Source organism: Acidobacteriota bacterium (genome assembly GCA_016195325.1).
Classification (GTDB): domain Bacteria; phylum Acidobacteriota; class Polarisedimenticolia; order JACPZX01; family JACPZX01; genus JACPZX01.
Genome location: JACPZX010000028.1, coordinates 75,343 through 98,170 on the forward strand (window position 1 = coordinate 75,343; position 22,828 = coordinate 98,170).

At 70.5% G+C, this 22,828-nt stretch carries 14 protein-coding genes; 9 read left to right on the forward strand and 5 right to left on the reverse strand.

Annotated features, from left to right (window positions below):
* The first annotated feature begins 46 nt into the window (after positions 1–46).
* The 8 genes from HY049_06635 to HY049_06670 are packed head-to-tail and all read left to right on the forward strand — an operon-like array spanning position 47 to position 14,076.
* A complete protein-coding gene (locus tag HY049_06635; protein ID MBI3448573.1) occupies positions 47–1,633 on the forward strand; it encodes a hypothetical protein in 1,587 nt (528 codons plus the stop codon).
* Positions 1,633–5,106 carry a hypothetical protein gene (locus HY049_06640; protein ID MBI3448574.1) on the forward strand — a complete coding sequence of 1,158 codons (3,474 nt, stop codon included), beginning with the start codon at positions 1,633–1,635 and terminating at the stop codon, positions 5,104–5,106. Before HY049_06635 ends, HY049_06640 begins: the two co-directional genes overlap by 1 nt.
* Entirely contained in the window at positions 5,103–6,179 is a 1,077-nt protein-coding gene (locus tag HY049_06645) for a hypothetical protein (GenBank protein ID MBI3448575.1), read from the forward strand. The genes HY049_06640 and HY049_06645 overlap by 4 nt, the downstream gene beginning before the upstream one ends.
* 7 nt (positions 6,180–6,186) lie before the next feature.
* On the forward strand, positions 6,187–7,728 hold the full coding sequence (locus HY049_06650) for a cyclic nucleotide-binding domain-containing protein (GenBank protein MBI3448576.1): 1,542 nt from the start codon (positions 6,187–6,189) through the stop codon (positions 7,726–7,728).
* Positions 7,725–8,579, forward strand: coding sequence for a hypothetical protein (locus HY049_06655; protein ID MBI3448577.1), 855 nt, complete (start codon positions 7,725–7,727; stop codon positions 8,577–8,579). The genes HY049_06650 and HY049_06655 overlap by 4 nt, the downstream gene beginning before the upstream one ends.
* Positions 8,580–8,582: 3 nt before the next feature.
* Positions 8,583–10,862, forward strand: coding sequence for a hypothetical protein (locus HY049_06660; protein MBI3448578.1), 2,280 nt, complete (start codon positions 8,583–8,585; stop codon positions 10,860–10,862).
* Entirely contained in the window at positions 10,859–12,376 is a 1,518-nt protein-coding gene (locus HY049_06665) for an FHA domain-containing protein (protein MBI3448579.1), read from the forward strand. The genes HY049_06660 and HY049_06665 overlap by 4 nt, the downstream gene beginning before the upstream one ends.
* 14 nt (positions 12,377–12,390) lie before the next feature.
* The gene (locus tag HY049_06670; GenBank protein MBI3448580.1) at positions 12,391–14,076 is read left to right on the forward strand and encodes an FHA domain-containing protein; all 1,686 of its coding nucleotides are present in this window, start codon (positions 12,391–12,393) and stop codon (positions 14,074–14,076) included.
* Here the strand turns inward: HY049_06670 and HY049_06675 are convergent.
* Positions 13,991–15,052 (reverse strand): tetratricopeptide repeat protein, encoded by a 1,062-nt coding sequence (locus HY049_06675; protein MBI3448581.1) that lies wholly within the window; start codon positions 15,050–15,052, stop codon positions 13,991–13,993. The two genes, HY049_06670 and HY049_06675, sit on opposite strands and share 86 nt — an antisense overlap.
* Entirely contained in the window at positions 15,049–16,737 is a 1,689-nt protein-coding gene (locus tag HY049_06680; protein ID MBI3448582.1) for a CRTAC1 family protein, read from the reverse strand. The genes HY049_06675 and HY049_06680 overlap by 4 nt, the downstream gene beginning before the upstream one ends.
* A gap of 160 nt (positions 16,738–16,897) precedes the next feature.
* On the opposite strand from HY049_06680, the gene HY049_06685 reads away from it, so the two are divergent.
* On the forward strand, positions 16,898–18,928 hold the full coding sequence (locus HY049_06685; protein ID MBI3448583.1) for a hypothetical protein: 2,031 nt from the start codon (positions 16,898–16,900) through the stop codon (positions 18,926–18,928).
* 16 nt (positions 18,929–18,944) lie between these two features.
* Here HY049_06685 and HY049_06690 read toward each other — a convergent pair whose 3' ends face one another.
* The 3 genes from HY049_06690 to HY049_06700 all read right to left on the reverse strand — a co-directional run bounded on the left by HY049_06690 (position 18,945) and on the right by HY049_06700 (position 22,810).
* On the reverse strand, positions 18,945–20,999 hold the full coding sequence (locus HY049_06690; protein ID MBI3448584.1) for a sulfatase: 2,055 nt from the start codon (positions 20,997–20,999) through the stop codon (positions 18,945–18,947).
* A gap of 82 nt (positions 21,000–21,081) precedes the next feature.
* A complete protein-coding gene (locus HY049_06695) occupies positions 21,082–22,428 on the reverse strand; it encodes a sulfatase-like hydrolase/transferase (GenBank protein ID MBI3448585.1) in 1,347 nt (448 codons plus the stop codon).
* A gap of 178 nt (positions 22,429–22,606) precedes the next feature.
* Positions 22,607–22,810 (reverse strand): type II toxin-antitoxin system HicB family antitoxin, encoded by a 204-nt coding sequence (locus HY049_06700; GenBank protein MBI3448586.1) that lies wholly within the window; start codon positions 22,808–22,810, stop codon positions 22,607–22,609.
* Positions 22,811–22,828 lie beyond the last annotated feature (18 nt).

The following is a 22,828-nucleotide window of genomic DNA, read 5'->3' on the forward strand; positions in this document are numbered from 1 at the left end:
ATATAGTGCGCGCCTCCGCTCCGCGCGAAATGTCGGAGAGTCTCCCATGATGCCGCTGACCGTTCGACGCCGGATTTCACGGAGCCTGCTCGCGGCCGCCATCGCATGGCTGCCTGCCTTCGTCCCCTGCCTCCGGGCGGCCGACGCGGCGGCGGATGCCGCGGCGGATGCCAACTCCCCCGAGCCGGCACAGCCCCCCCCACCGGCGCCGGCCCTCTCCCACGCGGAGATCTCGGGCGACGTCGATCGCTTCGCGACGTACGACCAGTTCGGCAACCCCGACCCGCGCACGTCGCGATGGAACCCGTACCAGCAGAATCCCCTGAAGGCCGACCTCCCCGTCTTCGGGAAGAGCGGCTTCCTCGAGATCTTCGCCCGCTTCAACTCCAACGCGAAGGAGGTCCATCCTCTCGGAACGGCCGGGAAGTTCGACGACACCGAGAAGCAGAACCTGGTGGCGGGCTTCGAGATCAAGAAGGACGAGGACACGTTCCAACCCTCCCCGATCAAGTTCCGCCTCCTCGGCAACTTCCAGCTCGTCGATCCGCCGGGAAGCGCCGTGCAGTCCGTCCAGAGCGGCGCGCTCCAGGAGGCGGTGCTCGACGTGAAGGCCTTCCAGATCGGCGGGAACTTCAACCTCTCGTTCTTCGAGGCCGGCGTCCGCCCGTTCCGGTCGGACTTCAACGGTCTCATCCTCAACGACACCGTCGACGAGGGGCGCCTCTTCGGCGAGCTCCGAAAGAACCTCTGGCGCTACAGCGTCGCCTTCATCCGGACGCTGCCGAAGGACCCGAAGAGCAACCTCGTCAGCTTCAACGCCGATCTCCTGGGCACGCAACAGTCCGTGGGCGCGGTGACGGTGCAGAGGGACGACCTCGTCCCGGGATGGAACGCGGAGTTCTCGTGGCACGCGAACCACGACACGAGCCGGGCCGATCTCAACGTCCAGTACGCGGGGGTGGCCTTCAACGGGCACCTCGGGCGGTTCATCGTCCAGCCCGCCGCGTACTTCGCGTTCGGAACGGACGACCTGAACTCCCTCGCGGGGCGCAGCCAGGACGTCCGCGCGTACCTGGGTTTCCTCGACGTGCGCTACCCGAGCGATTTCGTCCAGTGGCGCTTCGGCGGGCTCTACACGTCCGGAGACCACGACCCGAACGACTCGCGGGCGACGGGGTTCGACTCGATCTCCGATTCGGTCAACCTCTTCGGCGGACCGGCTTCGTTCTTCGTCGGCCAGCCGATCGGCGCCGCCGGCCGTCGCCTCGTGAACGTGAACTCGGCGATCCCTTCGTTCCGCGATTCGACGCGATCCAACTTCGTGAACCCCGGCATCGTCCTGGCCAACGTCGGCGCCGACTTCGTCCTCACGCCGAAGCTGACCGCGGCGGTGAACGTCAACCACATCTCCTTCGTCGACACCTCGAGCCTCGAGCTGGCGAGCGGCACGGCGAACATCCCGAAGAGCGTCGGGCTCGAGGGGGTGCTGGCGCTGCGCTGGCGCCCGATCCTCAACGAGAACTTCGTCGTGGAGGGGGGCGGCACGCGCCTCACGCCCGGCGACGGCCTCAAGAAGCTGGTGGGGAACGATTCGGCCACCGCGATCTTCCTCAACATTCTGGCGGTCTACTGATGAGAGCCACGACGGCGCTGCTTCGCGGGGCGATTCTTCTGACGGGAGTGGCCGCGGCGCTCGCGCTCGCCGCCGTCGCCCCGATTCCGGCCGCCGAGCCCGAGGCGGGCAGCGGTGACGCCGCCTTCGGCCCTCCGTCGGACGGATGTCTCACCTGCCACGCCGGCATCGAGCCGATGCACGACAAGGTCGAGATCACCTGCGTCGGCTGCCACGGCGGGGACGGCTCGGCGAAGGAGAAGCTCAAGGCCCACGTCACCGCGGACTCCCCTGGCCCCTTCACGACCTCCGCGAACCCGCAGTTCTCCTGGGCCACCATCAACCAGCTCCCTCCCGAGTTCGTGCGCTTCATGAACCCGGGAGATCTCAGGATCGCGGACCTGACGTGCGGGCAGGCGAAGTGCCACGCGACCGAGGTGAACCACGTCCGGAAGTCGGCGATGGCGAACAACACGATGCCGCACAACGCCGTCTTCTACAACAACGGCTCGATCGACTCGAAGATCCCGATCTACGGCGAGACCTTCACGATGGACGGGAGCCCGGCGAAGGTCGTCGCCGACCCTCCCCCCACGCCCGCGATGCTCGCGCGCGGCGCCCTGAAGATGCTCCTCCCCCACCCGGAGTTCTTCGTCACGAAGGTGCGCGATCCCTTCCGCCCGTTCGAGCGCGGCAACAACGCCGCCGGCGATCGCGGCCCGGGAACCGACGGGCACATCGCGGCCGTCTTCCTGAACGTGCTCAAGACCCGGCTCAACGATCCGACTCTCTGGCTCCTCGGCGGCAACCAGATCGGCGGCGATTTCCGCCAGAGCGGCTGCACCGCCTGCCACGTCGTCTACGCGAACGACGCCGACCCGGTCAACTCCGGCGACATCGCGAAGTACGGCCACTCCGGCCTCTCGTTCACGGCCGACAAGAGCATCCCGAAGAACGAGCCCGGCCATCCCATCGTGCACAGGCTCACGAGCAGCATCCCGTCGTCGCAGTGCCTCACCTGCCACCATCACCAGGGGAACGGCGCGCTCGGCAACTACCAGGGGATGATCTGGTGGGATCGGGAGACGGACGCGGAGCCGGTCATGAAGGCCGGCGGATACCTCTACCAGCCCGAGCAGGCGTCGCTCGCGTCGCACAACGGCGAGTTCAAGCAGACCCAGTTCCAGGATCAGCACGGCCACTCGTGGACCTACCAGAACGTCTACCTCAGGAACCGGCGCGGCCTCCTCCTCGACGGCTCGGGGGCCGTGATCCCCGACGAGGATCCGCAGAAGTGGCAGAGGGCGGTGCACCTGAAGGACATCCACCTCGAGAAGGGGATGCAGTGCATCGACTGCCACACGCACCAGGACATGCACGGCGACGGCAACATCTACGCGCAGATGACCGACGCCATCGAGATCAAGTGCGAGGACTGCCACGGCACCGTGCGCGAGCGCGCCACGCTGATCACGTCGGGCCCGCCCGGAGGCAATGACCTCAGGAACGCGCGCACCCCCTTCGGCAAGCCGCAGTTCCAGGTCCGCGGCGGCAAGGTCTACCAGAACTCGCGGATGTCGAAGGACGTGAAGTGGGAGGTCCCGCAGATCGCCGACTCGGTCGATCCCTCGAGCCCCTCGTACAACCCGAAGTCGGCGCGCGCGAAGACGATGCAGGTCGGCGGCGCGTGGGGGAAGGAGATCGCGGCCGACACGAAGCTGGCGCACGATCCCGGCAAGCTCGAGTGCTTCGCCTGCCACTCCGCGTGGAACACCAACTGCTACGGCTGCCATCTCCCGATCGAGACGAACGTGAGGACGGCGGAGAACCACTACACCAACAAGGACTCCCGCGCCTACGCCCCGTACAACCAGCAGGGGATCAAGTACGACTCGTTCCTGCTCGGCGTCGGGACCACCGACAAGGGGAACAAGATCACGCCGATGCGCTCGGCGTCGGCCGTCGTCGTCTCGGCGAAGGACCGGAACCGGAACACGTTCATCCACCAGCAGCCCACCGTCTCGACCCCGGGCTTCTCCGGGTACGGCGTTACCCCCAACCCGCCGCACACCGTGAGGCTCAAGGAGACGAAGCGCTGCACCGACTGCCACCTGTCGGCGGCGAACGACAACAACGCCGTCATCTCGACGCTCCTGGGCATCGGCTCGAACGGCGCCGCCTTCATCGGCGACTACGCCTTCATCGCGGAGAACGGCAAGGGAGTGCGGGGCGTGCGCGTCGCCCACGGCGACGAGCCGCAGCCGGTCATCGGCAGCCACTACGACTCCGTCCTGAACCCGGACTCCTTCCGTGAGTTCGTGGCGAACGGGCGCCGCCTCGACACGTCGTACGCCCATCACGCGCCGCGCGTGAGGAGCGTCCAGGCGCGGGGCGAGTACCTGTACTCCGCCGAGGGGAAGGACGGCCTGAGGATCTACGACATCGCCGCGATCGACAACAAGAGCGTCGCGCAGCGCATCGTGCTGAACCCGAACTCGCGCCTCGGCCAGGACACGACCCTCAAGACCGAGAACGCGACGTGGGTGCACCTCCCGTCGGTCCTGCCGATGAACCTCGACCGGAAGTCCGCTCCCGCGAACCAGGAGCAGCGACCCCACCCTCTCTTCCGCTACGCCCTGGTCACCGACGCCACCGAGGGGCTCATCCTCGCCGACGTCAACACCTTCACCGACGGCGATCCGGCCAACAACTACGTCCGCCGCGCCGTGACCTTCAACCCGGGTCGGAAGCTCGACGGGGCGATGATGGTGAAGACCGCGGGGAACATCGCCTACGTCGTCTCGGCGAAGACGGGGCTCCATGCCGTCGATCTCAGCGATCCCCTCAAGCCGAAGATCGCCTGGAGCTCGCGGCCCGCGCACCTCCATTCGGCGAAGGCGATCGCCATCCAGTTCCGCTACCTCTTCGTCCTCGAGGCGAGCGGCGTGAAGGTCTACGACATCACGAACCCCATCGAGCCGCAGCTCGTCCCGGAGGGGTTCATCCCCGTGAAGGACGCGCGAGGCATCGTGATCTTCAGGACGTGGGCGATCATCGCCGCGGGGGCGCAGGGGATCGCGCTCGTGGACGTCGAGAACCCCGAGAAACCCGGACCGCCGACCTTCTTCGACGCGTCGGGGGTGATGGACGACGCGACCGCCGTCACGGTCGGCTCCACGTACGCCTCGACGTTCGCCTACGTCGGCGACGGGAAGAACGGGCTCCGCGTGGTCCGGCTCATCGAGCCCCCCGACACCCCGGGACACCTCGGGTTCTCCCCCGTCCCGACGCCGGCGCTGATCGCGACGCTGCCGACGCGCGGCACCGTCGTCGCCGTCTCGGAGGGGCAGCCCCGCGATCGGAGCGTGGACGAGAGCGGCAACCAGATCGCGGTCGGCAACAGGCTGGGCTCGCGCCCCTTCAACCGGCACGAGATGGACTCGATCCTCTTCTCCAACGGCCAGCTCCTCAAGGTGGACGACAACGCGCCATGAGAACGGCCCGCGGCGCCGCCGCGCTCATCGCCCTGCTCCTGTTCGCCGTCTCCCCCGCGCCCGCCGGCAAGATCGTCGGGCCCAACGACTGCCTGCAGTGCCACGACCACCAGGCCCAGGCAGCCGCGCTCCAGAAGCACCCCCACTGGCGCAGCCTCGACGTCTTCGAGGGGAAGAAGGCGAAGGAGTTCCTCGGCAAGCTCAACATCAAGGATCCCTACAGCGAGTTCTGCACCGGCTGCCACGCCACCGTCGTCGACGGATCCCCCGACTTCGGCGTGTCGTGCGAGAGCTGCCATGGCGGGGCGTCGGAGTTCCTCAAGCCGCACCAGAAGAAGGGCTCGTACGAGCAGGCGATCTCGCTCGGCATGCTCCGCACGAAGGATCTCGCCGTGCGCGCGAAGAACTGCGCGGGCTGTCACGTGGTCACCGACAAGAGGATCCTGTCCGCGGGGCATCCGAACGGCTCGGCCTTCGACATCGTCGAGGGGAGCAAGAAGGTCCAGCACTGGCAGGAATCGGCGACGCCGGATCAGATGAAGACGGCGTGGGCCGCCGCGGTCGCGGACCGCGGCGGGATCGTCGTGGCCCAGGCCATGCCCGCCGCCGCGTCGCCGGCGCCCCCGCCCCCGGCGGCCGCCCCGTCGAAGAGCGCCCCGGCCACGACGTCGGCCCCGCATTCCGCCACGCCGCAGCCGGCCGCCGCGGCCCCGGTTCCCCTCCCCGCAGCCCCCGCGGGCGGCGCCGCGAAGCCTCCGGAGAGCAGGCCGGCGGAGCCGGCTCCCTCCGAGCCGAAGCAGGCGACCTCTCCGGCCGCGGCCGCCTCCGTCTCCCTTCCCCCGGACGACGTCTGGACGGCCGACATGACCGCGCTCGACTCGGTCGCATCCCTCCAGGCGCGGCTCATCCTGGTGCTCAACAAGCTGATCGCCGAGTCGGGGGGGGCCCGCGTCGACCCCGGGCCTCCGGAGCCCGCGTCCGCGACGGCGGCGAGCGCGGAGGCGCGGCTGATCGATCTCCAGCGGCGCGTCCTGGCTCTCCAGCGAAAACTCCTCGCGCCGCCGGGAAAGTAGGGCCGCGATGCAGAAGTTCAGCAAGGCGCTCGGCGTCTACGAGGAGGTCCCGCCCCCGTCCCTCGAGGAGCTCGGCACCTACCCCGTCCTCCGCGGCTACGACGCCGCGCTCCTGAAGCGCATCCAGCCCCACACCCTCCTCATGAAGGTCGAGAAGGGCGACCTGATCCTGCGCGAGGGGGAGTACGGCGACTCGGCGTATTACATCGTCGACGGGACGGTCGAGGTCGTCCTCCCCCAGTCGATGAAGCGCCGGCCGACGCTGGAGATCCCCACCCGGCCGACGCGACGGAAGGGGTCGCCGGTCGCGGAGCGCGCCGAGTCGATCCTCGACGAGCGCAAGGTCTCCCCCGGCGCCGGCCAGATGCCGGGGAGGCCCATCCGCGGCGACACGGTGATCCTCACGACGCTCCCCGCGGACATCGTGGGCACGGACCGGATCCTCCTCGCGAAGGGGGAGATCTTCGGCGAGATCTCCGCCCTCTCGCGCTACCCGCAGAGCGCCAACGTCGTCGCGCACACCGACTGCGTGATCCTCCAGATCCGCGTGCAGGCGCTGCGGATGATCCAGAAGAAGTCGCCCGAGTTCAAGGAGTTCGTGGATCAGCGCTACCGCCAGCGCTCCCTCTCGAACCACCTCATGAACGTCCGCCTCTTCGCGGACTGCGACGCGACGTTCATCAAGGAGCTGACGCAGCGGGTGCAGCTCCTCTCGTTCGAGCCCGGCGAGTCGATCGTCCGGCAGGGAGATCCCGCCGACGCCTTCTTCCTCGTCCGGAGCGGCTTCGTGAAGGTGTCGCAGAGGGTCGGCGAGGTCGACCTCACGATCTCGTACGTCGCGAAGGGGGAGTACTGCGGGGAGATCGCGCTCCTCTTCGACGAGCCGTGGATGTTCTCCCTCACCGCGTACGACCACGCCGACATCGTGAAGGTGTCGCGCGAGGACTTCCAGCGGATGATGAAGGACCATCCCGCCATCGAGCGCGAGGTCTGGGAGGTGACGGTCTCACGGCTCAAGGATCGCGGGCGCGTGGCGCGCACCCCCGGGGCGTCGGCCTTCCTCCAGATGGCCCTCGACGAGGGGCTCATCCACGGGAACAGCATCCTCCTCATCGACCTCGACACCTGCACGCGGTGCGACGACTGCGTGAGGGGGTGCCAGTCCACCCACGAGGGGACGCCGCGCTTCATCCGCGAGGGGACCAAGTACCAGAACTTCCTCATCCCGACCGCGTGCTACCACTGCACCGACCCGGTCTGCATGATCGGCTGCCCCACGGGAGCCATCACCCGCGTCGGCGCGGGGCTCCAGGTGGCGATCTCCGACGCCTGCATCGGCTGCGGGAACTGTGCGAACCGCTGCCCCTGGGGGAACATCATCCCGGTCCCCGAGACGAAGGAGGGGAAGCTCGTCAACATCTCGACGAAGTGCGATCTCTGCGAGGCGCACGACGGCCGGCCCGCGTGCGTCTACAACTGCCCGAACGGATCCGCGATGCGCATCTCGTTCAAGGACCTCGACACGATCATGGGGCAGATCGAATCGTGAGCGCCACGGGAAGCCTCCCGCGCGTCCGAGTCCACCACAGCCACTGGAACCGGCCGAAATCGCGCCGGTGGTTCCTCGCCTTTCTCGGCGCGGCGGGCGCGACCGTCCTCACCTGGCTCCTCGCCGGGTGGTCCGGCCGCCTCACCCCCTCCCGGGGCGCCGGGCTCGCCTTCGGCGTCGTGTCGGCGGCCCTGCTCGTCGCGTGCATGGCGCTCAGCGCGAGGAAGCGCTTCAAGGAGCGCCCGCTCGGGGCGACGAAGCACTGGCTCCAGTTCCACATGTACGGGGGGACGCTGTGCCTGCTCTTCTTCTTCATGCACACGGGATTCTCCCTCCCCTCGGGGCTGCAGACGTGGCTCCTCTTCACGCTCATGATCTTCGTCTCCCTGAGCGGGCTCGCCGGCACGTGGCTCCAGAAGTGGATCCCTCACGCGCTGGCCCGCGGCCTCCAGGTCGAGGCGATCTACGAGCGGATTCCGGAGCTGGTCGATCGACTGCGCGCCGAGGCCGAGGAGATCGTCAAGGGGGGATCGCAGACGCTCGTGGACTTCCACCGGTCCGAGCTGGCGCCGTCCCTCGCCCGCCCCCAGCCGGGCTTCGGATTCCTCTTCGACGCGACGGGGGGGCGCATCGGCCAGATGATCGTCTTCACGCACGTCGCGGCGCGGCTGCCGGCCCCGGAAAAAGAGAAGCTCACCGATCTCCGGCAGATCCTGCTCGAGAAGAACAACCTCGACGCGCAGCTCAGCCTCCAGCGCATTCTCCGCATCTGGCTCTACCTCCACGTCCCCGCCTCCGCCCTCCTCCTGGCCCTCGTCCTCGCGCACGTCGGCGCGTGGATCTATTACTGAGCCATGGCGAGGAAACCGACCTTCGGCACGCCCCACCAGAGCAAGAGCTACATCTCTCCCTCGAAGCGCCGGGGGCGATTCCTCGCGTGCTGGATCGGGGTGGGGCTGGTCGCCCTCGCCGTCGCGGGCGACGCGCTGACGTCGAAGAGCCTTCTCGTCTCCCCCGGCTCTCTCTCGAGGAACCACCTCCTTCCGCCGGGCCACGCGGCCACGGTCCAGGACTGCGCGCGATGCCACGATCCCTTCTCCGCCCCGACCGACGCGAAATGCGTCGGCTGCCACGAGCCGCGCGCGGCGGTGAGCCGCTTCGCCAACCGCGCGCACGCGGAGCAGATCCAGGACGCCGACCGCGGCACCACCGGGGCGAAGCACCCGGCCTCGCCTCCCCGGTGCATCGAGTGCCACACCGAGCACCAGGGTCGTGAGACGAAGATCGCAGCGGTCTCGACCTCCGACTGCCGGCGCTGCCACGGGTTCCGGTCGCTCGGCTCGGGGCACCCCGAGTTCGGCATCCTGAGGCTGAAGCGCCCCGATGCCCCGGGCATCCAGTTCAACCACAAGCGCCACCTCGAGGAGCTGGCGAAGAAGGGACAGCAGGCGCCGCAGGCCTGCGAGGCGTGCCACAGGGCCAACCCCGGGCGCGCGGGATTCACGGCCATCTCGTTCGATCGCGACTGCGCCTCGTGCCACTACGCCGAGAAGGGGAACACCATCGGCCGCACCGACCCGCTCCCCCCCGAGATGGTCGTGACGGTCGACGCGATCGCGGCGTCGGATCCGGGCGCGGCGTGGGCGCGTGACTACCGGGACGATTTCGAGGAGGTCCGCGGCCGGCCGGTGAAGAAGACCCTGAAGCACCGCGACGCGTGGATTCTCTACAACGTCACCCGTCTCGCCGGAATGCTCGGCGGCGCGGCGCCCGCGGCCTCGCCCCAGGGGGAGACGGCCGCGAAGCTCGACGCCCTCCGCGGCGAGCTGGCGGATGTCGCGCGCCGCCGCGACGAGGCGAAGCCCGCGGCCGATCCCGGCGCGCTGAAGCAGCGGCTCGCCGACGCCTCGGCGAGGTCCCGCGCCCTCGCGGCGGAGATCGCCGATCTCGACGCGAAGCTCGCCGGAGCCGCTCCCGACACGACGCCGGCGGCGCCCCACGCGCCGTCGGGGGACCAGATCCGCGCGTCGCTCGCCGAGATCGACGCCGCGATCACGCTCCTGTCGGGACGCCCGGAGGGGTGGGCGCGCGAGGAGGCGGAGAGGCTCCGCGTGAAGCGATCGCGCGTGAGCGATCGGACCGAGCAGGACGGCGCCGGATGGAGCGCGGCGGGTGTCGCCGCGCGCCAGGCGGAGATCGGCCGCCGCCTCGACGATCTCGCGGCGCGCGGCGTCCCCGCCGGATCCGTCTCGACGCTCCGCGCGGGCGCCGCCGGGGCGGGCTCGGACATCGGCGCCTCGCTCGCCGAGATCGACGCCGCGATCGCCCTCCTCGCCGGCCGGAGCGAAACGTGGGCCCGGGACGAAGCCGATCGGCTGACATCGAAGCGCCGCCGGATCGGCGCCGAGAGCCCGGGCGGCGGCCGCGCCTGGAGCGACGACGCCCTCGCGCGCCGGCGCGCCGGCGCCGCGTCGTCTCTCGACGAGCTGTCGCGGGCCGGCCTCCCCTCGGGCGAGGTGGAAGCGCTCCGGTCCGGCCTCGGCGCCTCGCCGGCGCCGGGTGGCGGCGCCCCGGGGGCCGCATCCCTGAGGAGCGAGCGGACGCCGAAGGCCCGCGCGCTTGCGGACGCGAACCTCGAGGTCAGCCGGCTCCAGGCCCTCGCGGAGCATCCGGCCGCGGGGGGCGACGGCGGCGATCTCGACGCGCGGCGCGCGCAGATCGAGAACGAGATCCGCGCCCTCGAGGCGCTCTCGAGCCATCCCGCCCCGGCCCCGGCCGGCGCGATCGATCCGGAGGAGGCCGGGAAGGCGATCGACAAGCTGCTCAAGCCATGCACGAAGTGTCACGTCGAGGCGGCCCATGCCATCTCGCGGACGGCGGTGGCGCGGAGCGTCCTCCCCGCGGCGGCCTTCACGCACAAGCCGCACCTTCAGACGGTGGCCTGCCTCGAGTGCCACGCGAAGGTGGCCACGAGCGAGGTGGCGGCGGACCTCGCCCTGGACGGCGTCGCGAAGTGCGCGAGCTGTCACAACTGGCGCGGCGCGCCGGACGGGTGCCAGACCTGCCACCGTTATCATCCGGCGCCCCAGGAGGCGTCGGCCGAGCGCGCGCCCGCCGGGACGGGGCCGTCATGACCGCGCAGCTCATCAGCAAGACCGGCCCGTGCCGCGGCATGACCTTCACGCTCCGGGCGGGAACGATGCGCATCGGGCGCGGCGCGGGGGCCGACATCGCCATCCCGACGGAGGAGCTCTCGCGCGAGCACGCGCGGCTCGTCTACGAGGACGGGCGCTACTTCATCGAGGACCTCAAGTCGACGAACGGCACCTTCGTGAACTCGATGGAGATCCGGCGCGAGCCGCTCGCCCACCTCGACGTCATCACCTTCGGCAAGCTGACCGATTTCATCTTCGTGATCCGTGAGACTCATGCGGCCGCCGCCGCGGCCGGCCGGGCCATCATCTCCGTCACCCTCGTCCCCGAGAAAGGGGGAGAGCCGGTGCCCCTCGCCGGGCCCGTCACGATCGTCGGCCGCGTCGCGCCCGCGGAGATCGTCATCGATCAGTCCGCCGTCTCGAAGAAGCACGCTCAGATCGAGGTCGGGGCCGACGCGGCGAGGGTGACCGACCTCGGCAGCGCCAACGGCACCTTCGTCAACGGACGCAAGGTGTCGAGCTCCCCCCTCGCGGACGGTGACGTCCTCGCCTTCGCCGGCGTGCACCGCTTCACCGTCCGGATCGAGAGAGTGGGCGGAGCGAGCCTCCCCGCGCCGCCGCCGGCGACCGCTCGGGCCGTGGCCGCGCCCGCGGCGCCGGAGCGTCCCGCGGCGCCGGAATTGCCCGCGGAGCCGCAGCTGCCCGCGGAGCCGGAGCTGCCAAAGACGCGCCTCGGCCCCCTGCCGAAGGGAGCGCTCGACGCGATCCAGGGGAAGCCGCCGGCCCCGGAGCTACCAAAGACGCGCCTCGGCCCCCTGCCGAAGGGAGCGCTCGACGCGATCCGGGGGAAGCCGCCGGCCCCGGAGCTACCAAAGACGCGCCTCGGCCCCCTGCCGAAGGGAGCGCTCGACGCGATCCGGGGGAAGCCGCCGGCCGACGCGCCCGATCTCCCGATGACGATCATCGGAAAGAAGCCCCCGGGAATCGACGAGCCCGATCTCCCCATGACCATGATCGGGCCCAAGCCCGTGGTGCCGCCTCCTCCACCCGCGACACCTCCGGCTCCGCCCGCGGCGAAGCCGGCGCCTCCACCGCCTCCCGCGCCGGGCGCCGAGCCGATCGCGCCGACGGTCGCCATCGAGGCGCTGCGCGACTCCGGGGTCCACGCGCCGCCCGCCCCCAGGCCCGCCCCGGCGGCGCCGAGACGGGCCCTCCTGGATCCGCTCCTGGGGGGGCGCCCTGCGATCGAGCTCAAGCACGGCGAGAGCACGGTGGGACGCACCCCGGATCGCGACATCGTCATCGACGACCACAGGATCTCGCGCCTCCACGCGACGTTCCGTGTCGACGAGTACGTCGTCCTCCTCACCGACGAGGGAAGCGCCAACGGGACGTTCGTCAACGACGAGAAGATCAAGTGGCGCGAGCTGAAGGAAGGGGACATCGTCCGCTTCGGCGCCGTCATCTACAAACTCACTTTTTCGCACACGTAAGCCGAGGGCACGTCATGGCGACGATGACCGTCCTGAAGGACGACAAGGTGGTGATGGAGGTGACCCTCGAGCCTCACGTGGGGATCGGACGCCACCCCAGGATGAAGGTCCAGCTCGAGGACCCCCTCCTCTCGCGCACGCACGCCGAGGTCACCGGGGAAGGGAAGGAGTTCTTCCTCCGCGACACCGGAAGCTCCAACGGCACCTTCCTCAACGGCCGCAAGCTCGAGCCCGGGGTCCCCGCGAAGATCGCCGAGGGGGACGTGGGGCAGGTGGGGCCCTTCGAGCTGAAATTCCGCCTCGATGCCGGCCGCCTCGAGTCCACCATGGCCCTCCCCTCCCCGGAGGCGGAGGCCGCCGCCGACGCCCCCCCGCCGCCGTCCATCCTCCTCGAGCACCTCATCGAGGGGATGGCGAAGAAGTCGATCCCCGTCTGGTCGACGGGCGAGACGATGCTCAGGGTGGCCGACATCGTCGACGAGACGGACGACGTCAAGACCTTCCGCCTCGTGGGTCGGGAGCCGATCCTCTTCTCCTACAAGCCCGGACAGTTCGTCACGCTCCACCTCGAGATCGACGGGAAGAAGGTGCTCCGCTCGTACAGCCTGTCGTCGGCCCCCTCGCGCCCGCACACCCTCGAGATCACCGTCAAGCGCGTCCCCGGCGGGCTCGTCTCCAACTGGCTCGCCGACAACGTGAAGCTCGGCGATCTCATCAAGGTCCGAGGCCCTTCCGGAAAGTTCACCTGCTTCGAGTACCCGGCCCGCAAGATCCTCCTCATCGGCGGCGGGAGCGGCATCACCCCGGTGATGTCGATGTGCCGGTGGATCGTGGACACCACGGCCGACGTGGACGTGCGCTTCTTCGTCTCGGCGAAGAGCCCCCGCGACATCATCTTCCGCAAGGAGCTGGAGCTGATGTCGGCCCGCCACAGCGGGCTGCAGGTCATGGTCACGAGCACCGCGATGGGCTCCGGGACCGAGGCGTGGGTCGGGATCACGGGGCGCTGCTCGGAGAAGATGTTCGAGATGGTGTGCCCGGATCTCCACGAGCGCCACATCTTCATGTGCGGCCCCGAGCCGTTCATGGTGGCGGTGAAGGAGATCCTGAGGGCGTTGAACTTCCCCCTCGCGAACCTCCACACCGAGAGCTTCGGCGGGGCGCGTGGCGGCCGGAAGCGAGGTCAAGCCGCGCGACGTTCCGGCGAAGCTCCCGTCGGGAAAGATCTCACCGGCGGTGGTTCGCGCCGCCCTCGCGCAGGCGGCCCCCGCCGCCGCGGCCGCCCCCGGCGCGCCCGCCGTCCCCGCCGCCAGGCCGGCCGCCCCCGCGGCCGCGGCCGGCTTCGAAGTCTCCTTCTCGACCTCGAAAAAGAGCGTCACCACCGACGGCCAGTCGCCGATCCTCGATCTGGCGGAGGCGAACGGGATCGAGATCGACTACGCCTGCCGCGCCGGATCGTGCGGGACGTGCAAGGTGCAGTGCAGGTCGGGGAAGGTCGAGATGGAGGACGACAGCGGCCTGTCCCCCGACGAGAAGAAGGGGGGCTGGATTCTCACGTGCGTGGGGGTGCCGCGCTCGAACGTGGTGCTGGATATCTAGAGGCCCGCGGGCGATTCAGAACCTCGGGGAGGCGCTCTTCCGCATCAGCTCGTCGTAGCGGGCCTTCCGCTCCTCGGCGAGATCCTTCCGCCCCGACTTGAGGTACAGCCCGATGAGCTGGTAGTTCGCCGTGAGGTTCGACGGCTGGAGCTTCAGCACCTTCTCGTACGTCGCGATGGCTCCGGCGGACTCCCCGGCCTTCTCCTGCAGCCATCCGAGGCTGGCGAGCCCGCGCGGCTCGTCCGGGAACTCCTCGAGGAGGCGCGAGACGGCCCCCCGCGCCTCGTCGAGGCTCCCCGCGGCGTACGCCTTGCGCGTCTGGAGGAGCCAGAGCTGAATCCGCGTCTCCTTCATCTCGGCCCTCTCGTTCGCCGACTGCACCGCGCGGAAGCGGAGGAGCGTCTCCCTCGCCTCGTCGATCCTCCCGAGCCGTGTGAGGGAGTTGCCGGCGCCGAAGAGGGCGCGCTCGTTCGCAGGCTCCGCCTTGAGAGCCTCCTGGAACGCGGCGAGCGCCTCGTCGTCGCGTGAGATGTGGCTCAGCGCGAGCCCCAGCTCGATCCGCGATGGGACGTGGGAGGGGTCGGTCTTGAGGGCCGCGCGGAGGAAGGAGATCGCCTTCTCGTCCTCCCCCCGGCGGGCGGCGATGACGCCGGAGTAGTAGAGGGCGCCGCGGTGGTCGGGGCTCAGGGCCAGGACGCGCGAGAGGGTCTCCCCCGCCTTCTCGTACCTCCCCCACTCGAAGTAGGTCTGCGCGAGAGAGAGCATCCCGTCGAGGTCCCCGGGCTTGAGGCGAATCGTCTCGAGAAACTGCGCCTCCGCCCCGGGGAGGTCGGTGGGGAACCCCTTCAGCAGGCTCTCGCCCGCGTAGTAGCGCGCCTCGACGAAATCGCTCCGCAGGCTCGCCGCCTCCACGAAGAGGGCGGCCGCCCCGTTGAAATCGCCGCCGCGGTACAGCTCCATCCCCCGGGCGAAGAGGGCTTCGGGATCCTTCGCCGTCCCTGCGGGCGCCCCCGTCGCGAGAGCGAGCGCGGCGCCCACCAGGAGCGCGCGGACGCCGCGGCGGAGAGGGGCGCTCACGGCGGGACGATCCCCGACGCTTCGTCGACGAGGATCTCCCGGTCAGCCGCCACAGCGCTGAAGGACTGCCGGCCCCCCGAGGGCCAGCGGATGCTCAGCGTGTCCACGCGCGCCCCCTCCCCCAGGCCGAAGTGCGCCGTCAGACTCGACTGCGAAAGATACGACGATCCGGCGCGGATCTCACGGAATTGCTTCCGTCCCCCCGAGATCACCTCGACCCGCGCGCCGATCCCGTCGCGGTTCGAGGCGCGGCCGGCGAGCTTCACCTCGAGCCAGTGCCCCCCGCCCGCCCCTTCGTTCCGGAGGAGCTTCGCCGCCTCGTTGTTGTAGGTCACGAGGAGATCGAGATCGCCGTCGCCGTCCGCGTCGAAGGTCGCCGCCCCACGCGCCACCCCCTCATGGGAGAAGAAGGGGCCGTGGCGCGGACCCTCCTCGGTGAAAGTCCCCCTCCCTTCGTTGACGTAGAGGTGGCTGCGCTCGCGGTACGTGACCGACTCGTTGTAGGTCTGCGCGTCGTCGAGGATGTGCCCGTTCGCGACGAAGAGATCGAGGTCGCCGTCGTTGTCGAAGTCGAAGAACGTCGTCCCGAACCCGACGAACAGGAGGCTCGGCTGGCCGAGCCCCGCCCGGAAGGTCTCGTCGATGAAGGTCCCGTCGCCGCGGTTGTGGAAGAGGGTGTTCGTCTCCATGTCGAGGTTCGTCACGAAGAGGTCGGTCAGCCCGTCGCCGTCCACGTCCCCGGTGTCGACCCCCATCCCCGCCTGGGTCCTGCCGCTCTCGTTGTACGCCGTGCCGGAGAAGAGCCCGTTCTCGGTGAAGCGCCCCTTGCCGTCGTTCACGAAGAGGAAGTTCGCGACGGAGTCGTTCGCGACGTAGAGATCCTGGTCGCCGTCGCCGTCGAAGTCCGTGAAGACGACACCGAGGTTCTTCCCCTCGGGGTGCTCGAGGCCGGCCGCGCGGGTCGCGTCGGTGAAGGTCCCGTCCATGTTGTTGTGGTAGAAGACGCCGCTCGCGCCGTCGTACACGTCGGGGTGGCAGTACGAGAGCCCGCCGGTTGCGGCATTGCCGCACGGCTTGTCCTTCGCGATCGTGTAGTCGAGGTAGTTGCCGGCGTACAGGTCGAGCGCGCCGTCGCCGTCCACGTCGGCGAAGGCGCAACTGCTCCCCCACCGCGAGTCCCCCACCCCCGCGGCGTCGGTCGCGTCGGTGAAGGTCCCGTCGCCGTTGTTCCGGAGGAAGAGGTTTCTCCCGAACTCCGTCACGTAGACGTCCGGGTCCCCGTCGTTGTCGACGTCGCCGGCGCAGAAGCCCATTCCGTAGCTCCGCCCCGCGATCCCCGCCTCGCGCGTCACGTCGCGGAAGCGCCCCGATCCCTCGTTGTGGAAGAGGGCGTTGCCCCGGCCGGCCGCGAAGGGCGCGCCCGCGGGCGCTCCCCCCTGAATCAGGAAGACGTCGTCGCGCCCGTCGCCGTCGTAGTCGAGGACGCCCCCCCCGGAGCCCATCGTCTCGACCATGTACTTCTTCCAGGCGGCGCCGTTGCGGTGGGTGAAGGCGAGCCCTGCCGTCGCCTGGATCTCGGTGAAGCGGACGGGTTCCGGCCGGACGGGGGGCTGGGAGGACACGGCGAGCGGCGCCAGGGTGAGAAGGGACACCATCGACACGGCGGCGAGCGCCGCGCGGAACACTGCGCGCCGAATGATTCGTACCCCCCGTCGAGGATGATACGGGCGCCGGTAAATCCGTGTCAATTCGTCCGCGCGGTTGCCGCCCGGAACCCCCTCCCATATACTTCGCCCGTTGGCGGCTCGGTCGAGCCGCTCCTCTCATCGCCGAGGTGACACGATTTTGACGCATCGGCCCCTCCCCCTGATCGCGGTGATCGCGCTCCTCCTGGCCGTCCCCTTCTCGAGCCTCTCGGCCCGTCAGTTCGAGCCCCCTCCGAAGAGCGCGGGCGATCCCGCGGAGCAGGCGGCGCCCGCCCCGGACGAGAGCGCGGCGCCGACCGTCGACTCGATCCTCGAGGCGCACCGCGCCGGCAAGCCGGCGGCCGACATCGTCGCGTGGATCGAAGGCTCGGGGGCCCACCTGAGCCTCAGCCTCGCCGGCGCCCTCACTCTCCGCCGGGCGGGCCTCCCCTCGGAGGTCATCGCCTCCGCGTCGGGGGAGAACGCCGCGAGGATCGACGCGCTTCTCGCGAAATTCCCGATGGTGGCGCCGGCGACGGCGGCCGGGCCGGGGGATCTCTCGCGGCGTCAGATACTCAAGATGCTCCACGCGGGGACGCCCGAGCCCGAGGTCCTCGACGCCATCGCCTCGCAGGGCTCGAAGGGCTCGCTCTCGCTCCACGAGGCGATCGCGCTCGAGAACGAAGGGATCAGCGCAACGCTCCTCGTCGCGATCGCCGGCGAGGGGCCGCGGAAGGGCGCACTGGCCGAGATCGCCGCGGCCGCACCTGCCGCCGCTGTGACCCCGCCCCCCGCCGCGTCGGCCCCCGAGCCGACCCTCGACGAGGTTCTCGAGGCCAAGGCGGCCGCCGCGCCGGCCGCCGGGGGCGAAACCGCCCCGACGCTCGACGAGGCTCTGGGCGGCGATGAAGCCCCTGAGGCGGAAGAGCCCGGGGAGACGCCGGAGGCGACCCCCGACGCATCGGCCCCGACCCTCGACCAGATCCTCCCCGAAGAGGAAGAGGAGGCCGCCGCCGAGCCCCCCGAGTCGATCGACACGTACCTCTCCGTTCTCTCGGATCCCGCGGACTCGCGCCTCTCCATCGCCCCCGCGTCGACGCGCCTCGTCGATCTCCTGGCCCAGTCGAAGAGCGCGGGGCGCGCCCCTGCGCAGATCTCCCTCGCCCCCGGCGCCTGGTTCCTGATCGTCGAGAAAAGAATCGACGCCTTCGAGAACGGGATTCTCCCGGCGATGCGCACGGTCCTCGACGGCGACGGCGCCACCCGCACCCTCATCGCCTCCGGAGACATCTCCTACGACGCCGCCGCCTGCTGCGCGCCGAAGAGCCTCTCGGGCCCCCTCTCGATATCGCGCATCTCCCAGGACCAGCAGAGCGCGATCCTCGGCGACGAGTTCGACGGCCTCCCCCCCTACCTCTGGGACGGGAACCGCTACCTCATCCTCTCGATCCGCGACGGCAGGATCCGGCGAGCGCTCAAGGTCTACGTCGTGAAGAAGGCAGCCGGCGAGTCGAGGACGCTGACGGCGACGTTCCTGCCGACCTCCTCCCCCGACACCCTGGCCGCGGCGCCTCCCCCTGCCGAAGGGGAGACCGCGGTTGCGCCCGGCGAGGCGGAGATCTTCGCGCGCGAGAGCTGGACCCCGCCGACCCGCGACGAGCTCGCGCCGATCGCGAGGTTCTACGGTGTCCCGACGACGGACAACGCGAAGCTCGCGGCGAAGCTCGCCGCGACCGGCAAGGCCGTCGTCCGCCGCGACGGCGACGACGGAACCGTCAGCCTCGTCGCCTTCAGCCTCGACTCGAACTCCCGCGTTCGCGCCGAGGAGTTCGTCTACCGGAAGGACGGGCCGTACGGCGCCCTCTCCACCCCCGTCCCGCCGCCTCCCCCGAAGCACAGGAAGAAGGCGAAGCCCGTCACCTTGCCCGCCCCCCTCGAGGCGGTGCAGCGCGTCGACGACCCGACCAACTTCCTCCCCTTCCTCACCGTCTCGAACAAATCGAAGTCGATCGCCCTCGTGAGGCTGTGGGACGGCACGGCGATCTTCGTCGCGGGGGGGACGTCGAAGGACCTCACGGTCAGCCCCGGGTCGGGGGAGATCGAGGCGCGCTTCGGCGACAACCCGGCCGAGCGCCGGGTGGTCCAGGCGCACTTCACCTACCACGAGCACTACACGCTGAAGCTCGACTGACCCTCGGGCCTTCCGATCAGTCGATGTAGCCGAGGGCGCGGAGCCTCCGCTCCGTCTCGTCGTCGTACGCGCCGCCTCGGCCGTGAAACGGGGTCGGCCTGCGGCTCCACGCCTCGAGGGCCTCGCGCATCGCGGCGGTCTCCGCCTCGTGGCGGCGGCTCGAGTCGAGCCGCTCATGCGGATCGGCCGCGAGGTCGAAGAGCGAGAAGGTCCACGGCCCCTCGCGCCCCGGGTTGAAGCTCGACGCCACCAGCTTCAGCCCTCCCCGCCTCAGCGCCACCTGCGTGTGCCACGGGCTCCGGTACCCGGGGTACGAGAGCTCCATGAAGGCGTCGCGCGCCGCCCCGATCGGATTCCCCCGGAGCGCGCTCCAGATCGACACGCCGTCCGTCCTCCCCGCGAACATGAGCCCGGCCGCCTCGGCCAGGGTCGGCGCCACGTCCACCTGCCGGATCGGCCCCGCGAGGAGGCTTCCCGCGGCCACCCCGGGCCCCGCCACGACGAGCGGGATGCGCGTGATCTCCTCGAAGAGCGATCGCGTGTGCTCGAGGTCGCCGTGGTCGAGGAACTCCTCCCCGTGATCGGCGGTGAAGACGACGAGAGTCCTCTCGAGGAGCCCACGCTTCGTCATCTCGTCGAAGAGCCTCCCCGCCTGGGCGTCGACGTACCCCGCCGCCCCCGCGTAGAGAGCCTGCATCCTCTCGAAGTCCGCCGCCGAGATCCGCCTCTTCCCGTCCATGATCGCCGGGAGCGTCCCGATCCGCATCTCGAGCGTCGACCCGGCCGCCCCGGGGAGCTCGGGGACGAACGAGGCGGGGGGGATGTACGGGTCGTGCGCGTCCATGAGGTGGAGGTAGAGGAAGAAGGGGGCCTGCCGGCGCTCGTCGAGCCACGCGAGCGCCCGCGTCACGACCGCCGCAGCCGTCGGGAAGCGATCGGCCGCCCTGTACATCCCGAGGAGGTCGAGCGTCGCGTAGAGAGGCGACGGCCGGTGCCGCGCGAGAGGGTCCGGCTCCAAGTCCTCGTCCCACGTCTCGAAGCCGGCTCCGAACCCGTAGCGCGCCGAGAGGATCGGGTTGGCGCTGAACCCGGCCGTCGCGTACCCGGCGCTCTCGAAGAGCGACGCCACGCTCTCGACCCGCTCGCCGATCTGATCGCGGTACGTGAGGAGGCCGTGGCCGCTCGGGTAGAGCCCCGTGAGGAGCGACGCCGTGGCCGGCGCCGTCCAGGCGGACGCCGCGTAGAAGGGATCGACGCGCGCCCCTCTCGCGGCGAGCCCATCGATGTTCGGCGTCTTCGCCGTGCGGGCGCCGTAGCAGCCGACGTGATCGGCCCGCAGCGTGTCGGCGACGATCAGGAGGACGTTGGGGCCCGTGGCGGTCGGCGCGGCGGTGGCCTCGTGAACGGTCCACATCGCGAGGGCGCCAAGCGCACCGGCGCCCGCCGCGAGCGCGAGGGCGACGGCGCGACGGCGCGCCCACGCGATGGCCCCCTTCCCGATCCATACGGCCGCTGCGGCGGTCGAGCCCCCGGCGAGGACCGCGAGAGCGACGGCGACGATCGCGCCGACCGCACCGCTGAGGCTGTCCCGGCTGATCTCCCACGTGATGAGCGCCGCGGGGGTCCCCGCGAGGAGGCCCACGGCGGCGCCGGGGATCCGTGCCGGATCGAGGCGGGAGGCCCCGAGCCCCGCGGCGATCGCCATCAGGGCCGCGAGGAGGAGATCCGGCGCAGGGCTCCCCGGCGCTCCAGCCGCGAGCGGATCCCGTAGGGCAATGACGCCGAGCGCGAAGAGGAACGCGGTGACGGTGACGGCCGCACCGGCGTGGAACGCGAGGTCCGACTCCGCGTTCGAGCGCTTCATGGCGAACCGCCGCGCGATCCCCGCGCCGGAGACGAGCGCGATCGCGGCGGGGATGTAGAACAGCAGCGCGAGGCCGAAGAGCTCGGCGGTCCGGCTGATGTCATGGCGGTAAAGCCGCGCGGCGAGCGCGACGTGAACGACGTTCCACATCGCGAGGATGAGCCCCGAAAGGACTCCGGCCGGCAGCGCGAGCCAGGCGCGCCTCATTCGACGTACCCGAGGGACTTCAGAAGCTTCGCGTGCCGCGCGTCCGTCGCGTCCGGGGCGATCGACCCGGGAGGCCTCAGCCTCACGCGCTCCTCGAGCCACGTCTCGAGGCTCGCGGCCCCGGCGGGGCATCCACCTCGGATTCGACGGTCATCACCCCGTGGGACGCCCGCGGGTCGGTGAGCCACGCCGCGAGGCTCCGGCCGCGGAAGGACTCCTCCTTCGAGTGCGTCGCGAGATCGAGGAGAGTCGGGGCGACGTCGAGGAGCGAGACGGGATCCGCGATCACCGAGCCGGGGACGATCCCCTTGCCCGCGATCACGAGCGGCACGTCGATCAGCTCGTGGTAGAGGGTCTGGCCGTGGCCGAGGGATCCGTGCTCCATGAACTCCTCGCCGTGGGTGGAGGTGACGGCGAAGAGGAGCTCACCTCCCGCGATCCTCGCTCCCAGCTCCTCGACGAGGCGGCCGATCTCGCGGTCGGCGTGGGCGGCATTCTCGGCGTAGCGGGCCCTCGCGGTCGTGAGGCGCTCGGGAGTCAGCGTGATCTCGCCTCTCAGGATCCCCTCGAGCATGCCGCGGGGGAACGACTGGTCGAGATCGCCGAGGGCGAGGTACGTGAAGCTCGGGCGGCTCGCTCGGGCTTCGATCTTCGGCTCGGGTTCCTCCGTCCACGTCTCGAACCCCCGGTCGAGGCGCTGGGACCTGGAGATGACGGGGCCGCGGACGACCGCGCGCGTCGCGTAGCCCCTCGCGCGGAACGCCTCGGCCAGCGTCGTCACTCCCTCCCGCAGGACGTCGGACGCGCCGATGACCCCGTGGTCTCCGGGGAGGCGGCTCGTGAGAATCGACGCGGTGGACGGCGCGCTGCTCGGGGAGGCGCTCGTGGCGGCCGTGAAGCGGACACCGATGGCGCCGAGGGCGTCGAGGCTCGGAATCCTCGCGTCCTCTCTCAGCGAGTCGACGACGATCAGGACGACGTCGGGGGCGCCGGGTGTCCGGGTGGCGTCGAGGGGCTCGGCCAGCGTCGTCGCGGCCCGGACGACGGGGACGCAGAGGATGATGGCGACGACCAGGACGGCGATCGCGATCGGCCTTGCGATCGGCTTCGTCAGCGCCCAGCCTCCGAGGACGGCGAGGATGGCGACGATCTCGGCATCGAGGATCCAGGGGGCGATGCCTGTGGCTCGCTTCACGAAGGCGATGCCGATGGCCGCGAGGACCAGGGTTCCCCAGAGCTCGGGCCAGCTTCTTCCGATGAGGTGGAGCGCGGCGAGGGTGAGGCCGTACAGGGCGAGGGACTTCAGGGCTTCGGTGGCGAGATACGCGAGGGGGCCGACGCTCGGGATCGTCTCGATCGGCATGCGGGCGACGTCGAGGAGGGCGAGGACGACGGTCGTCCAGGCGATCTTGGCGCGCGTCGAGTGCATGGCGGGGCGGATTCTAGTCGATTCCCGGCGGGACGTCGCTCGCCGGTCGCCTCGCGGGAGCCTCGCCGGTGTTACCCTGCGGGGCTGTCCTCATCGACCCATCGCACGAAAGGGCCCCGCCGATGCGACGCCTCGCCGTCACCACCCTCCTCCTCGCGACGAGCCCTCTGCGTCTTGGTTACACGGTGATTTCGATGACCTCAGAGTTGCTCAGGGCCTCGATCTCGTCGTCGACGGGCTCGACGTAGAGTCGGATCGCTTCCTGGATGTTCTCGAGCGCCTCCTCGCGGGTATCACCTTCGCTGATGCATCCTGGCAGCGCTGGCACGAACACGGTGAATCCGCCTTCATCGCTGGGTTCAAGAATGACTGTGGGCTTCACATTGAGATCCTCCGTGCC

Excerpts from the sequence above, each read along its gene's own strand:
- HY049_06635 (MBI3448573.1), top strand. The coding sequence starts at position 47 with ATGATGCCGCTGACCGTTCGACGCCGGATTTCACGGAGCCTGCTCGCG.
- HY049_06640 (MBI3448574.1), top strand. The coding sequence starts at position 1,633 with ATGAGAGCCACGACGGCGCTGCTTCGCGGGGCGATTCTTCTGACGGGA.
- HY049_06645 (MBI3448575.1), top strand. The coding sequence starts at position 5,103 with ATGAGAACGGCCCGCGGCGCCGCCGCGCTCATCGCCCTGCTCCTGTTC.
- HY049_06650 (MBI3448576.1), top strand. The coding sequence starts at position 6,187 with ATGCAGAAGTTCAGCAAGGCGCTCGGCGTCTACGAGGAGGTCCCGCCC.
- HY049_06660 (MBI3448578.1), top strand. The coding sequence starts at position 8,583 with ATGGCGAGGAAACCGACCTTCGGCACGCCCCACCAGAGCAAGAGCTAC.
- HY049_06665 (MBI3448579.1), top strand. The coding sequence starts at position 10,859 with ATGACCGCGCAGCTCATCAGCAAGACCGGCCCGTGCCGCGGCATGACC.
- HY049_06670 (MBI3448580.1), top strand. The coding sequence starts at position 12,391 with ATGGCGACGATGACCGTCCTGAAGGACGACAAGGTGGTGATGGAGGTG.
- HY049_06690 (MBI3448584.1), bottom strand. The coding sequence starts at position 20,999 with ATGAGGCGCGCCTGGCTCGCGCTGCCGGCCGGAGTCCTTTCGGGGCTC.
- HY049_06695 (MBI3448585.1), bottom strand. The coding sequence starts at position 22,428 with ATGCACTCGACGCGCGCCAAGATCGCCTGGACGACCGTCGTCCTCGCC.